We start from the raw sequence: 13,802 nt of genomic DNA, 5'->3' as shown, positions 1-13,802 counted from the left end.
GGTGACTTCACCGGGCCGCACAGTGGACCCATGGAGACCATGGAGACGTTCGAGAGCCTCGTCCGCGCCGAGTTCGCCCCCAGGAGCATCTTTCTGAACACCGCGAGCAGCGGCCTGCTCCCGGCCCGCACGGTCACCGCGCTGCACGAGGCGGTGGCCCTGCGGGCCGAGGGCAGGCCGCTGCTTCCGCTCTACGAGGACGTCGAGACCTGCCGGGCTGCCTACGCCCGGCTCGTCGGTGTTCCGGTCACCAGGGTCGCGGCGGGCGCCTCGGTCGCCGCCCACACCGGTGTGATCGCCGCCTCGCTGCCCCCGGGTGCCGAAGTCCTCACCGCCGAGGACGACTTCACCTCCGTACTGAACCCGTTCCATGTGCGCGGCGACCTCAAGGTGCGGGCGGTCCCGCTGGAGCGGATCGCCGAGTCCGTGCGCCACGGCACGGCGCTGGTCGCGGTCAGCGCGGCCCAGTCCGCCGACGGGCGGATCGCCGACCTCGCCGCCCTGCGCGAGGCCGCCCGCGCGCACGGCGCCCGTACCTACGTCGACTTCTCCCAGGCCGTGGGCTGGTTGCCGGTGGACGCGGACGACCACGACTTCACCGCCACCGTCTCCTTCAAGTGGCTGCTCGGCCCGCACGGCGCCGCCTTCCTCACCGTGCCCGAGGACTTCGGCGGCCTCACCCCCCTGCTGTCGGGCTGGGTCGCCGGCGAGGACCCCTGGGACAGCTGTTACGGCCCCGTCGCCGAACTCGCCCACTCCGCCCGGCGGTTCGACCTCACCCACGCCCTGTTCACCTACGCCGGGCTGCGCCGCTCCCTCGAACTGCTCGAGGAGCTGGGCCCGGACGCCGTACGCGCCCACGACCTGGCGCTCGCCGACCGGTTCCGGGCCGGACTCGCGGACCTCGGCCATGCGCCGGTGCCCGCCCCCGGCTCGGCGATCGTCTCCGTTGCCGGACTCGGCGGCCGGCAGCCGGAGCTGAGCCGCGCCGGCATCGAGGTCTCCGACCGCGCGGGCCTTCTCCGCGCGGCCTTCCACCTCTACAACACGCCCGCGGAGGTCGACCGTCTGCTGGACGTGCTCGCCGACTGACGACAAGGCCGGGCCGGAGCCCCCCGTCCCACACGCGGAGGCCCCGGCCCGGTGTTCTCAAGGGGCTACTTCACCGGAGTGAAGTCCCGGGCCCCGATGAACTCCGGCCTGCGGACCGGTGCCGCGAACGGCTCGACGGCCGCGTTCTCCACGCTGTTGAACACGATGAAGACGTTGCTGCGCGGGAACGGCGTGATGTTGTCGCCGGAGCCGTGCATGCAGTTGCAGTCGAACCAGGTCGCCGAACCGGCCTTGCCCGTGAAGAGCTTGATGCCGTACGCGCCCGCCATCTTGGTCAGCGCCTCGTCCGAGGGCGTGCCCGCGTCCTGCATCTGCAGCGACTTCTTGTAGTTGTCCTTGGGCGTGGCGCCGGCGCAGGCCAGGAACGTCCGGTGCGAGCCCGGCATGATCATCAGGCCGCCGTTGGTGTCGTGGTTCTCGGTCAGTGCGATCGAGACGGACACCGTGCGCATGTTCGGCAGGCCGTCCTCGGCGTGCCAGGTCTCGAAGTCCGAGTGCCAGTAGAAGCCGCTCGCGCCGAAACCGGGCTTGACGTTGATCCGGGACTGGTGGACGTAGACGTCCGAGCCGAGGATCTGCCGCGCCCGGCCGACCACCCGCTCGTCGCGCACCAGGTTCGCGAACACCTTGCTGATCCGGTGCACCTCGAAGACCGAGCGGATCTCCTTTGAGGCCGGCTCGACGATCGAGCGCTCGTCGGCCCGGATCGCCGGGTCGGCGATCAGCCGCTCCAGTTCCTGCCGGTAGACCTCGACCTCGTCGGGCGTGATCAGCTGGTCGATCGCGAGGAAGCCGTCACGCTCGTACGACTGCAGGTCGCCGGTCGGGATCGGGCCGGGCGTGTCCGGGGAGCCCCAGACGACCGGGTCCTGCCGGGGGATGCCGACCTCGGTGGTGCCGCGGCTGGGGTACAGGTCGGTGACGAAGCCAGTGGGCGCAGTGGTCATCGTGTGTCACACCTCCTCGGGCTCGGTGAGCAGCGGGTAGACGCCGTTCTCGTCGTGGTCCTCCCGTCCGGTCACGGGCGGGTTGAACACGCAGATGCAGTGGAAGTCCTCCTTGACCCGCAGCGTGTGCCGCTCGTGGCCGTCGAGGAGGTACATGGTGCCGGGCGTGATGGTGTACGCCCGGCCGGTCTCGTGGTCGGTGAGTTCGGCCGCACCCTTGGTGCAGACGACGGCCTCGACGTGGTTCGCGTACCACATCGACGTCTCCGTCCCGGCGTACAGGATGGTCTCGTGCAGGGAGAAGCCGACCCGCTCCCTGGCGAGGACGATCCGCTTGCTCTCCCAGGTGCCGGACTCCGCCTTGACGTGCCGGTCGGTGCCTTCGATGTCCTTGAACGATCGGACGATCACGGTGTTGTCTTTCCTCCTTGCTGACTTGCTGATCAGACGGTTTCGCGGACGGCGCGGGCGAGGGTGCGCAGCCCCTCGTCCAGCTCGTCCGGCGTGATGGTGAGGGCCGGCAGCAGCTTGACCACCTCGCCCTGAGGGCCGGACGTCTCGATGAGCAGTCCGAGTTCGAAGGCCCGCCGGGCGATCCGCGACGCCCGGTCCTTGGCGTGGAACTCCAGGCCCCACACCAGTCCGCGCCCGCGGTACTCCTTCACATCGGCGAGGTTCTCCTCGGTGATCGAGATCAGCGCCTGCTCGACCTGCTCGCCCCGGGCGCGGGTCTGCTTCTCCATCGCCGAGCCGTCGGTCCAGTACGTCTCCAGCGCCGCGGTGGCGGTGACGAACGCGGGGTTGTTGCCGCGGAAGGTGCCGTTGTGCTCGCCCGGCTCCCACACGTCCAGCTCGGGCTTGAACAGGCACAGCGACATGGGCAGCCCGTAACCGCTGATCGACTTGGAGACGGTGACGATGTCGGGCGCGATGCCCGCCTCCTCGAAGGAGAAGAAGGCGCCGGTACGGCCGCAGCCCATCTGGATGTCGTCGACGATCAGGAGCATGTCCTGCCGCTCGCACAACTCCTTGAGCGCGCGCAGCCATTCGGGCCGGGCCACGTTGATACCGCCCTCGCCCTGCACGGTCTCCACGATCACCGCGGCGGGCTTGTTGAGCCCGGAGCCCTGGTCCTCCAGCAGCCGCTCGAACCACAGGAAGTCCGGGACCGTGCCGTCGAAGTAGTTGTCGAACGGCATCGGGGTGCCGTGCACCAGCGGGATGCCGGCTCCGGCCCGCTTGAAGGCGTTGCCGGTGACGGCGAGGGAGCCCAGGGACATCCCGTGGAAGGCGTTCGTGAACGACACGATCGCTTCCCGGCCCTTCACCTTCCGGGCCAGCTTGAGCGCCGACTCCACGGCGTTGGTGCCGGTCGGGCCCGGGAACATGACCTTGTACGGCAGATCGCGCGGGCGCAGCACCAGATCCTGGAAGGCCTGCAGGAACGACCTCTTGGCCGTGGTCGACATGTCCAGGCCGTGGGTGACCCCGTCGCGATCCAGATAGTCGATCAACGCACGTTTGAGTACCGGGTTGTTGTGGCCGTAGTTGAGTGAGCCGGCCCCGGCGAAGAAGTCGAGGTAGGCATGACCGTCCTCGTCGTACATCCGGCTGCCCTGCGCGCGGTCGAAGACCGTGGGCCAGCCGCGGCAGTAGCTGCGCACCTCGGACTCGAGGGTCTCGAAGACGCTGAGGTCGGGCTGGGTGATGGTCACGGTGAATCGCTCCTCAGTGGGCGGTGAACTCGGTCAGCGGGCCGATGCGGTAGAGGACTTCGGGGTCGTGGCTGCCGTCCGGGAACAGCTCGGCGGGGAACAGCACCTCGCGTTCGAGGTGCGCCCCGTGCCGGGCGGCGAACGAGGTGAACAGCCGCTCGGAAGCGGTGTTGCCGGGCGTGATGGTCGTCTCCACCTCGGTGACGCCGCGCTCGGCGACCAGTCGTGCGGTCAGCCCGTCCAGCAGTGCGGCGGCGATGCCGAGACCCCGGTGGGCGGAGTCGACGGCCACCTGCCAGACCAGCAGGGTGTGCGGGCGGTCGGGCCGCACGTAGCCGGTGACGAATCCGACCGGCTCCCCGTCCGCACCACGCGCCACCGCCGAGGTCCCGGCGAAGTCGCGGCACCACAGCAGATAGCTGTACGAGGAGTTCAGGTCGAGGGTTTTCGAGTCCTTGGCGAGACGCCAGAGCGTGGCTCCGTCGTTCACCGCCGGATGGTCGATCAGAAGGTCTGCGGGTGCGGCAGTCATGCGGCACGAATTTAGCGAGGCGAATTAGGAAATGCACGGCCGCCGTTACTGGCTCGCGCATGCAGGTTGGCTAAATGTCGAGATTGCACCAGGGCAAATATGGGCAAATCAACCCACCTGTGGAGTGCGTCACAGCCAGGAAACCGTCAGATACTCGTAAGAAACACGCTCGAAAACTGCCCCGTTTAGCTCTGCAAAAAGCGGGCAGAAGAAGACGGGAAGCTGTCGTCCGGGAAATAGGAGGGAATTGTGAAAGTAAATTGAATTCAGGCGCCGGTGGTTTCGCCGATCCGTTCACGCAGAATGTCGGCGTGTCCGTTGTGCCGGGCGTACTCCTCGACGAGGTGGATGAGCACCCGGCGCACACCGACCTCGACGCCTGCCGGCGGCTTGTCGGCCATGCGCCCGGTGTCGTCCGGCTCCCGCCCGGCGAGCAGCTCCCGGCCGCGCGCGATCTGCGCCCGCCACACGTCCAGCGCTTCCTGAAGCCCGCGCTCGGGATCGAGGCCGTACCCCGTCTCGTCCGCGAACGGCGGCGGCACCTCCAGGCCGGCCGGCACCCGCTGGAACCAGTTCCGTTCGACCTCGGCGAGATGCTGGACGAGCCCGAGCAGCGCCGGCGACGACGGCTCCGCCGGGGCGAGCCGCACCTGCGCGTCGTCCAGCCCCCGGCACTTGAGTTCCAGCGTGGCCCGGTGGAAGTCCAGCCGGCTCTCCAGCATGGGGAGTTCGGGTCCGGTCAGGAGGGGGACGGGCCGTCGGGCAGGGCCGAAGGGGTCCGCGGAGCAGTCATGGCCGCAGCATGGCACGCGGGTACGACAACGGCCCGCGGGTGGTGCCCGGGCCGCGTCCGGTTCCGCCGGGTACGTCACCGTCCTCCGGCCGCCGCGGGTGTTTCTCCGTAACGCTGCGCAGGACGGGGAACGCGCCCTACTGTGCTGGCGGGACAGCGGTCCGCCGGTGGGATCAGGGATCCCGGGCAGGGGGGACGGCGATGCCGGAGCAGGCGTGGACGGCGCTGGCCGAGACCGGCGCAGCCGCCGTGGTGCGGGCGGTGGGGACGGATACGTGGCCCGGGCTGCGGGCGGCGGTGGCACGCTGGTCCGCCCGGGGTGACGAACAGCGCGAGCGGGCGGAGCGCGAACGGCTGGACCGGACCGCCGGCGAACTGCGATCCGTGGCGGCGGCACAGGTGCAGTCCGTCCGCAGCCGTCTGCAGGCGGCCTGGCAGGCCCGTGTCGAGGCACTGCTGGAGGGCCTGGAACCGGTCGAGCGGGTCCGCGCCGCCGAGGAGTTGCGCGCCGTACTGGCCGAGCACGACCGCGCGGTCCCGGCAGCGGCCGGACAGGACGGCCTGGCTGCGGGCGGCACCGTGGACGTCCGCGCCGAGGACCGGCCGCGCAGGCACGCACACGGGACGCCCCTGCGTGCGGGTGGCGACCCGGCGCCGAACGGGCCGGCGGCCCCGAGCCCGCCCCGCCCCACGGCAGAGCCGAGCGTGCCCGGGAACCGCCCCACCTCGCCTTCCCTGCCCGGCATCGATCAAGGACATGTCCTCGTCGCCACCGGCGGGGTCGTGGCGCACTACGGCACCGGCGCAAGCAACACCGCCGGTGCCGCGCTGAGTGCAGTCGCGCAGGACTGGGAGCCCGTGGCCGACGTCGACCTCCTCGGCCTGGGCGTGCACCGTGCCCGCACCGCGGACGGTGACGGTTCGGGGCTACCCCCCTACGTCCTGCGCGATGTGGACGGCCGGGTGCGGGCCGAGCTGCGGGCGGCTGCCGAGTCGGGCGGGTTCGTGCTGCTCACCGGCGACTCGACCGCCGGCAAGACCCGCACGGCCCTCGAAGCGGTGCGGGCGGTGCTCCCGGGACACCTCCTCCTCGCCCCGCCCTGGGGCGCCGATCTGCGACCGCTGGGCCGGGCGCCCGGAGAGCCGGTGTACGACCGGCACGTCCTGTGGCTCGACGATCTGGAGCACTACCTCCGAGCCGGGGGCCTCGAGCCGTCCCTGCTGACGTCGCTGATCAGGGCCCGCCTGGTGGTCCTGGCGACGCTGCGCGACGAGCGCTACGACAGCCTGCGGGAGGCTGCCGACGACGTCTCGGGCGCCGGTGGCCACGGCCGAATGGAGGCCGAGACCGGGCTGCGCGTGCTGAACATGGTGGAACCGGTCGTCGTACGACGGCTGTGGAGCGATGCCGAACTGGCCCGGGTGGCGCAGGCCGACGACAGCCGCCTGCACGAGGCCCATGCCCGTCATGGCACCCATGGCATCGCCGAATACCTGGCAGCCGGACCGGAACTCCTGGCCGAGTGGCGCAGGGCGGGGCGATCCACCGCCGGGCGCGGCCATCCGCGAGGCGCCGCACTCGTCGCGGCCGCCGTGGACCTGGCCCGCGTGGGCATGATCGGTGATCTGCCGGTCGCCCTGCTGCACGAGGTGCACCACCACCATCTCAAGGCCCTGGGCGGCGCGGCGCTGCGCCCGGAGTCCTTCGCCGACGCCGTCGCCTGGGCTTCCCAGGTCCGCTACGGCGTCGCCAGTCTGCTGATGGAAGGTGAGGAGGAAGGCACCAAAAGACCCTTCGACTACCTCGTCGACTCGGTGGCCCGCGACCCCGCGGCGCCGAACGTGCCGGAACCGGTGTGGCTGACCGCCCTGAAGTACGCGGACGAAGCGACGCGTCCGCTCATCGCCCAGGCCGCCTCGTTCGGCGAGCGGTGGGCGATCGCCGAGTTGGCGTGGCGCCCCCTCGCCGAGTCCGGCGACGAGGAAGCGGTGATCAACTACACGTCCTCACAACTGTTCCAGCACCGGGATCCGGCCGAGATCGAAGCGCTGCTGCGTCCCGTGGCCGAGGCCGGACACCCGGTCGCCCAGGTCAATCTCGCCGCCGTCCTGAAGATACGGGGCGCGGACGAGGAGGCCGTGCGGTGGTGGTCGGACGCGGCAGAGGCCGGGCTGGCCCTGGCCGCCTTCAACCTCTTCACGCACTACCGGAACACAGGCGACGACGAACGGGCCGAGACCTTCCTGCGCAACGCCGCGGAGGGCGGCTACCCCCGGGCCATGGCCACGCTGGCGACGCTCCTGCACGTGCGCGGCGACGAGGCCGAGGCGGAGCCGTGGTGGCAGGCGGCGGCCACGGCCGGGGACACCGAGGCGATGTACGTGCACGGTCACCTGCTCCGGCTGCGCGGTGACGACCGGGCCGAGCCGTGGCTGCGCCGTGCCGCCGAACGAGGCCACGACCGGGCCGCGGAGATACTGGGCCGTGCGGCTGACGAGCGCGGTGATCTCGTCCGGGCCGAGGCGTGGTGGCGTGCCGCCGCCGAGGCCGGCAACGCCGAGGCCGCCAACGAGCTCGGTGTCCTCCTCAGCAGACGGGGCGAGCGGGCCGAGGGCGCCACCTGGTACGCAAGGGGAGCTGAGAGCGGCCATGACGTAGCCATGTTCAACCTCGCCGTGTGGCTGTCCGACCAGGGCGATGTCGAGGGAGCCGAGGAGTGGTACCGGCGCGCGGGCGAAGCCGGCAACGCCCAGGGCCTGACCAACCTCGGAGCACTGCTGCGGGCCGCGGACGACACGGCAGGAGCGGAGGCCGCGTGGCGACGGGCCGCGCAGGCGGGCGACACGACCGGCTGTCTCAACCTGATCGACCTTCTGATCTGTGCCGGGCGCTCCGCCGAGGCCCGGCCGCTGCTGCTCCACCTGCTCGACGACGCCGACGACATGGAAGAGATCACGACGTTCGTCCTCGCGGCCCTGCGCTGGGGCAGACCGCAGGTGACCGAGGCCATCCTGCGCTGGGCCGCCGAGAGCGGCCGCATCGACGCAGCCCACAACCTCGGATCGCACTACTACGCGCAGGGAATGCCGCAGGAGGCGGAACGCTGGTGGCGTGTCTCCGCTCCCGAGTTTCCCGTCTCCGCCCACAACCTCGGCCTCCTGCTCTCCGAACGCGGAGAAGCCGAGGAAGCGGCCACCTGGTGGCGCAAGGCCGCCGAGCAGGGGCACCGGCAGGCGACCCTGCTCCTCGCCGACCAGTACATCGGATCCGGCCGGCCGCAGGAGGCGGAGGGACTGCTGCGACAGCTGGCCGACGAGATCCCCGAAGCCGCCTTCACGCTCGGCCTGCTGCTCTTCGACAAGCCCGACGGCAGCACCGAGGCCACGTACTGGTGGCAACGGGCGCAGGAGCAGGCCGACGCGGACACCGCCTTCGGCTGGGCCTCCTGCCTCGCCGAGCGCGGCGACGAGGAGAAGACGGAGCTGTGGTGCCGCAAGGCGGCCGAGGCCGGGCACCCGCGGGCGGCCTTCAACCTCGGTGCCCTGCTGGCCGGGCGTGGGGAACTGGCGGGGGCCGAGACCTGGCTGGCCGAGGCCCTGCACAGAGGCCATGAGGAAGCGGCCCAACCGCTGGCCGCAGTAAGGGAGTTCCTGGCCACCCGGCACAGCACCTGAGTACTACCGGTCCTGCGCCCAGGACTCGGCGACGGCCCGTCGCGCGGCCTCCAGGTCCACGTCCAGGCCCTGCTCGGCCAGTGCCCCGCCCAGCGCCGCGAGGGAGCCCTGGACCGCTCCCGGCGTGGCGTCCGCGCCGTAGTGGTTGACCCGGATCATCTCCTTGGCCAGCGCACCCCCGCCCGCCGCCAGCGGCAGCGCCGGATCGCTCGCCAGGGCCCGGGCCACCAGCTCCGAGGCCACCACGCCCGCCGGTACCCGCAGCGTCGTGGCCACCGGTGCCGCGTCGTTCTCCTCGTACACGTACGGCTCCAGCCCGCCGCCCAGCGCCACCGCACCCGCCCGTGTGGCCAGCGCCGCGCCGCGGTGCCGGGCCATCACGGTGTCCAGCCCCGCCGACTCGATCCGCTCCAGGCACGCCTCCAGCGCCAGCATCTCCAGCTGGGCCGGGGCGTGCGGGAGGGCCTTGCGGCCCGCGTCGGTCCAGCGCTCCTTCCAGTCCAGCAGGGACAGGTAGGAGCGGCGCGGCGCGTTCGGGTTGGCGGCCATCCGGGCCCAGGCCCGCTCGCTCACCGAGATCGCCGACACGCCCGCCGGGCCGCCCATCGCCTTCTGCGCCCCGATCACACACAGGTCCACACCCCATGCGTCCGGCAGCACCGGCTCCGCGGCCACGGAGGCGACCGCGTCGAGGTAGAACAGCGCGCCGTGCGCCCGCACCACCTCGCCGATCCCCGCGACCGGATTGGTGTTGCCGGTCGCCGCCTCGGCGTGGACGAGGGACACGAAGTCGATCTCGGGACGCTCGGCAAGCGCCTCCCGGATCTGCTCGGCCGTCACCGCCGTGTGGAAGGGAACGGAGACGTCGTGCACGGTCGCGCCACAGGCGCGCAGCCAGTTGCCGAAGGTCTGGCCGTACGGGCCCGTGATCACGTTCAGGGCCACCGTGCCCGGACCGGCCGCCGCGCGGATCGCGCCCTCCAGCGGCAGCAGCGCCTCACCCTGGGTGATCAGCACGTCCTGCCGGGTGCCGAGCAGCCGGGCCACCCCGTCCTCGATGGCGGCGAAGCGCTCGGCACTCAGCGGGGGCAGGTCGAGGAAGGGATGGGTCACGGCGCTCTCTCTTCGTCCAAGGGGTTCATGGGGTGGTGGTGCGGTGGTGGTGCAGTGGTCGTTCGGTGGTCGTTCGGTGGTCGTTTGTGAGGTCGACTCCACCGATCTTAAAGTCGCACGCCCTCGTAACCATGGGTTTGATTTGAGAGACTCAAACTCTTCCTTATAATCAGAACTCAAAGTTCCCCCACAGAGAAGATCACCCCCCATGAAAACGTTCCTCGGGCGCCGGTCCCGCCTCCTGGCTGCCACCACCGCGACCGCCGGACTGGCGCTCGTGATCGCCGGCTGCTCCTCGAACGGCAGCGGGGGGAGCGGGGCCACCGTCAAGGGCGTCCACATCGCCAAGGCCGGTCAGCTGACCACCTGCACCCACCTGCCGTACCCGCCGTTCCAGTCGGAGATCAACGGCAAGGTGCAGGGCTTCGACGTCTCGCTGATCGACCTCGTCGCCAAGAACCTCGGCGTCAAGCAGCAGATCCTCGACACGCCGTTCGAGAACTTCAAGACCGGCGCCTTCCTGAACTCCGGCGAGTGCGACGTGGCCGCCGCGGGCATGACGATCACGCCCGAGCGCAAGAAGAACGTCGACTTCTCCGACCCGTACTTCGAGGCCACACAGGCCGTCCTGGTCGACAAGAGCAGCGGTGTCAACTCCCTCGCCGACGTCAAGGCCAAGGGCAAGAAGCTCGGCACGCAGGCGCAGACCACCGGCGAGGACTACGCCAAGGGCAAGGGCTTCGACCCGATCTCCTTCGAGTCCTCCGACGCCCTCCTCAACGGACTGCGCACCGGCCAGGTCCAGGCCGTGATCATCGACTACCCGGTCGTCCAGGGCTGGCTGAAGGACAGGGCCACCGCCGCAAAGTACAAGGTCGTCGACAACCTCAAGACCGGCGAGCAGTACGGCTTCACGGTGAAGAAGGGCAACAAGCCCCTGCTCGACGCCATCAACAAGGCCCTCAAGGACGCCAAGGCCGACGGCACCTACAAGAAGATCTACGAGCAGTGGATCGGCCCGTACAACGCCTCCGTGGCCTCTCCCGCCGCCTCATGACCGACACGGACACGCAACTCAAGCCAAGAAAAAAGGGACTGACGAGGCGTCAGCGGCGTCGGCTGTCCCGAGGTGTGCAGTACGTCGTCTTCGTCGCCGCCGTGATCGCGTTCGCGGTCTCGGCGGACTGGGGCCGGCTGCAGAACCAGTTCGCCCAGGGCGGCATCGCCCGGCAGATGTTCCCGGACGTCATCACGCTGGCGCTGAAGAACACCGTGCTCTACACGCTGTCCGGTTTCGTGGTCGGACTCGTCCTCGGCATGGTCATCGCGCTGATGCGGCTGTCCTCCGTGGGGCCGTACCGCTGGCTGGCGGGCATCTACATCGAGATCTTCCGCGGACTGCCCGCGCTGCTGATCTTCATCTTCGTCGGTGTGGCCGTCCCGCTCGCCTTCCCCGGCACGGAGATCCCCGGTGGCACCTACGGCAAGGTCGCCCTCGCGCTCGGCCTGGTCTCGGCCGCCTACATGGCCGAGACCATCCGCGCCGGCATCCAGGCCGTGCCCAAGGGGCAGATGGAGGCGGCCCGTTCGCTCGGCTTCTCGCCCGCGAAGGCCATGATCTCCATCATCGTCCCGCAGGCCTTCCGGATCATCCTGCCGCCGCTCACCAACGAACTCGTCCTGCTCTTCAAGGACTCCTCGCTGGTGCTGTTCCTCGGCGTCACCCTGGAGGAGCGGGAACTGTCCAAGTTCGGCCGTGACCTCGCCAGTACGACCGCCAACTCCACACCGATCCTGGTCGCGGGTCTGTGCTACCTGCTGGTGACCATCCCGCTCAGCTATGTCGTGCGCCGTATGGAATCCAAGCAGCAGGAGGCGATCCGGTGAGCCGCCCGGAGATTCAGGTACGGGACCTGCACAAGTCCTTCGGTGACAACCAGGTGCTCAAGGGCATCGACCTGGAGATCAACCACGGCGAGGTCGTCTGTGTCATCGGACCCTCCGGCTCCGGCAAGTCCACGCTGCTGCGCTGCGTGAACCTGCTCGAGGAGCCCACCAAGGGCCAGGTCTTCGTCGGCGGCACCGAGATCACCGACCCGGACGTCGACATCGACGCCGTACGCCGCCGTATCGGCATGGTCTTCCAGCAGTTCAACCTCTTCCCGCACCTCAGCGTCACCGAGAACCTCACGCTGCCGCAGCGCAGGGTCCTCGGGCGGAACAGGGCGGAGGCCGCCCGGATCGCCGCCGAGAACCTGGCCCGCGTCGGCCTCGCCGAGAAGGCGGACGCCTACCCCTCCTCGCTCTCCGGCGGCCAGCAGCAGCGGGTCGCCATCGCCCGCGCCCTCGCCATGGGCCCCGAGGTGATGCTCTTCGACGAGCCGACCTCCGCGCTCGACCCCGAGCTGGTCGGGGACGTCCTCGCGGTGATGCGCAGGCTCGCCGAGGAGGGCATGACCATGATGGTCGTCACCCACGAGATGACCTTCGCCCGTGAGGTCGCCGACCGGGTCGTCTTCATGGACGGCGGTGTGATCGTCGAGGACGGCAGACCCGAGCAGGTCATCGGCAACCCGCAGCACGAGCGCACCCGCCACTTCCTGTCCCGGCTGCTCGACCCGGCGATGGCCGAGGTGGAGGAGGAGACCTCCGACCAGGTGGGCGGCTGAGGGCAGTGGCTCATTAAGGTGCAGTACATGAGCGATGGCGCCGTGCTGCACGTGAAGGGGCGGGTCCTCGTCGGACCCGAGGACGTCCGCGACGAGCTGTGGGTGGTCGGGGGAAGGGTCTCCTACGACCGCCCCGCCGGCGCCCGGGACGTCACCACCGTCGAGGGCTGGGCGCTGCCCGGCCTGGTCGACGCGCACTGCCATGTGGGCCTCGACGCGCACGGCCCGGTCGACGCGGACACCGCCGAGAAGCAGGCGCGCATCGACCGGGAGGCGGGCGCCCTGCTGCTCAGGGATGCCGGCTCGCCCTCCGACACCCGCTGGATCGACGACCGCGCCGACCTGCCGAAGATCATCCGGGCCGGCCGGCACATCGCCCGCACCCGCCGCTACATCCGCAACTACGCGTGGGAGATCGAACCGGAGGACCTGGTCGCCTACGTCGCCCAGGAAGTCCGGCGCGGCGACGGCTGGGTCAAACTCGTCGGCGACTGGATCGACCGCGACCTCGGCGACCTGTCCGCCTGCTGGCCGCGCGACGCGGTCCAGGCCGCCATCGCCGAGGCGCACCGGCTCGGCGCCCGGGTCACCGCGCACTGTTTCGCGACGGATTCGCTGCGCGACCTGGTCGAGGCCGGCATCGACTGCATCGAGCACGCCACGGGCCTCACCGACGACCTGATCCCGCTCTTCGCCGAGCGGGGCGTCGCCATCGTCCCCACCCTCGTCAACATCGCCACCTTCCCGCAGCTCGCGGACGGCGGCGAGAGCAAGTTCCCGCGCTGGTCCGCGCACATGCGCCGGCTGCACGAACGCCGCTACGACACCGTGCGCGGCGCCTACGACGCCGGGATCCCGGTCTACGTCGGCACGGACGCCGGCGGCTCACTGGCCCACGGACTGGTCGGCGCCGAGGTCGCCGAGCTGGTCACCGCCGGCATCCCGCCCGTGACCGCCCTGTCCGCGACCACCTGGGGCGCCCGCGCCTGGCTCGGCCGGCCCGGGCTGGATGAGGGCGCACCGGCCGACCTGGTGGTGTACGAGGACGATCCGCGCGCGGACGTACGGGTGCTGGCGGCGCCGCGCAGGGTGGTGCTGAACGGCAAGGTCGTGGAGTAGGGGAGGCAGGGGGAACGCATGTGCTTCACGATTCGAAGAGGCGTGCTGAAACTGCCCGATTGAGTGAAGTAACCGGGGAATGCCGACCGTTCACCCGTAGTGCGTACAAGGTTGACGGGTCCCAAG

At 70.6% G+C, this 13,802-nt stretch carries 12 protein-coding genes; 6 read left to right on the top strand and 6 right to left on the bottom strand.

Translation table 11 applies throughout. The features are described from left to right. Positions 1-30: 30 nt before the first annotated feature. Positions 31-1,092 (top strand): aminotransferase class V-fold PLP-dependent enzyme, encoded by a 1,062-nt coding sequence (locus GQF42_RS12195; protein WP_158919657.1) that lies wholly within the window; start codon positions 31-33, stop codon positions 1,090-1,092. 65 nt (positions 1,093-1,157) lie between these two features. Here GQF42_RS12195 and thpD read toward each other — a convergent pair whose 3' ends face one another. From thpD to GQF42_RS12170, 5 genes are all read right to left on the bottom strand, one after another. Further along, positions 1,158-2,060, bottom strand: a complete 903-nt coding sequence (gene thpD, locus GQF42_RS12190; protein ID WP_158919656.1) for an ectoine hydroxylase — start codon at positions 2,058-2,060, stop codon at positions 1,158-1,160. A 6-nt stretch (positions 2,061-2,066) separates the two neighbouring features. Beyond that, positions 2,067-2,471, bottom strand: a complete 405-nt coding sequence (locus GQF42_RS12185; RefSeq protein ID WP_158919655.1) for an ectoine synthase — start codon at positions 2,469-2,471, stop codon at positions 2,067-2,069. A 32-nt stretch (positions 2,472-2,503) separates the two neighbouring features. After that, complete coding sequence (ectB, locus tag GQF42_RS12180; protein WP_158919654.1) at positions 2,504-3,775, bottom strand: diaminobutyrate--2-oxoglutarate transaminase; 1,272 nt, start codon at positions 3,773-3,775, stop codon at positions 2,504-2,506. Between the two features lie 13 nt (positions 3,776-3,788). Beyond that, positions 3,789-4,307 carry a diaminobutyrate acetyltransferase gene (gene ectA / locus GQF42_RS12175; RefSeq protein ID WP_158919653.1) on the bottom strand — a complete coding sequence of 173 codons (519 nt, stop codon included), beginning with the start codon at positions 4,305-4,307 and terminating at the stop codon, positions 3,789-3,791. 266 nt (positions 4,308-4,573) lie between these two features. Next, positions 4,574-5,029: a DinB family protein gene (locus GQF42_RS12170; RefSeq protein WP_158919652.1), complete on the bottom strand. Its 456-nt coding sequence runs from the start codon at positions 5,027-5,029 to the stop codon at positions 4,574-4,576. Between the two features lie 272 nt (positions 5,030-5,301). On the opposite strand from GQF42_RS12170, the gene GQF42_RS12165 reads away from it, so the two are divergent. Continuing rightward, on the top strand, positions 5,302-8,775 hold the full coding sequence (locus tag GQF42_RS12165; protein ID WP_158919651.1) for a tetratricopeptide repeat protein: 3,474 nt from the start codon (positions 5,302-5,304) through the stop codon (positions 8,773-8,775). Between the two features lie 3 nt (positions 8,776-8,778). Here the strand turns inward: GQF42_RS12165 and GQF42_RS12160 are convergent, their stop codons facing one another. Then, positions 8,779-9,888: a pyridoxal-phosphate-dependent aminotransferase family protein gene (locus GQF42_RS12160; protein ID WP_158919650.1), complete on the bottom strand. Its 1,110-nt coding sequence runs from the start codon at positions 9,886-9,888 to the stop codon at positions 8,779-8,781. Positions 9,889-10,096: 208 nt separating this feature from the next. On the opposite strand from GQF42_RS12160, the gene GQF42_RS12155 reads away from it, so the two are divergent. From GQF42_RS12155 to GQF42_RS12140, 4 genes are read left to right on the top strand one after another with little or no spacing between them, the layout of a single operon-like run. Then, positions 10,097-10,945: a transporter substrate-binding domain-containing protein gene (locus tag GQF42_RS12155; RefSeq protein ID WP_158919649.1), complete on the top strand. Its 849-nt coding sequence runs from the start codon at positions 10,097-10,099 to the stop codon at positions 10,943-10,945. Then, complete coding sequence (locus GQF42_RS12150) at positions 10,942-11,775, top strand: amino acid ABC transporter permease (protein ID WP_158919648.1); 834 nt, start codon at positions 10,942-10,944, stop codon at positions 11,773-11,775. Before GQF42_RS12155 ends, GQF42_RS12150 begins: the two co-directional genes overlap by 4 nt. After that, positions 11,772-12,557: an amino acid ABC transporter ATP-binding protein gene (locus GQF42_RS12145; RefSeq protein ID WP_158919647.1), complete on the top strand. Its 786-nt coding sequence runs from the start codon at positions 11,772-11,774 to the stop codon at positions 12,555-12,557. Before GQF42_RS12150 ends, GQF42_RS12145 begins: the two co-directional genes overlap by 4 nt. A 27-nt stretch (positions 12,558-12,584) precedes the next feature. Next, positions 12,585-13,676: an amidohydrolase family protein gene (locus tag GQF42_RS12140; protein WP_158919646.1), complete on the top strand. Its 1,092-nt coding sequence runs from the start codon at positions 12,585-12,587 to the stop codon at positions 13,674-13,676. Positions 13,677-13,802: the final 126 nt, after the last annotated feature.

It is taken from the genome of Streptomyces broussonetiae (assembly GCF_009796285.1).
GTDB classification, from domain to species: domain Bacteria; phylum Actinomycetota; class Actinomycetes; order Streptomycetales; family Streptomycetaceae; genus Streptomyces; species Streptomyces broussonetiae.
The sequence above is the reverse complement of the archived record's forward strand: the minus strand, read 5'-3'. Positions and strand labels throughout refer to the sequence as shown.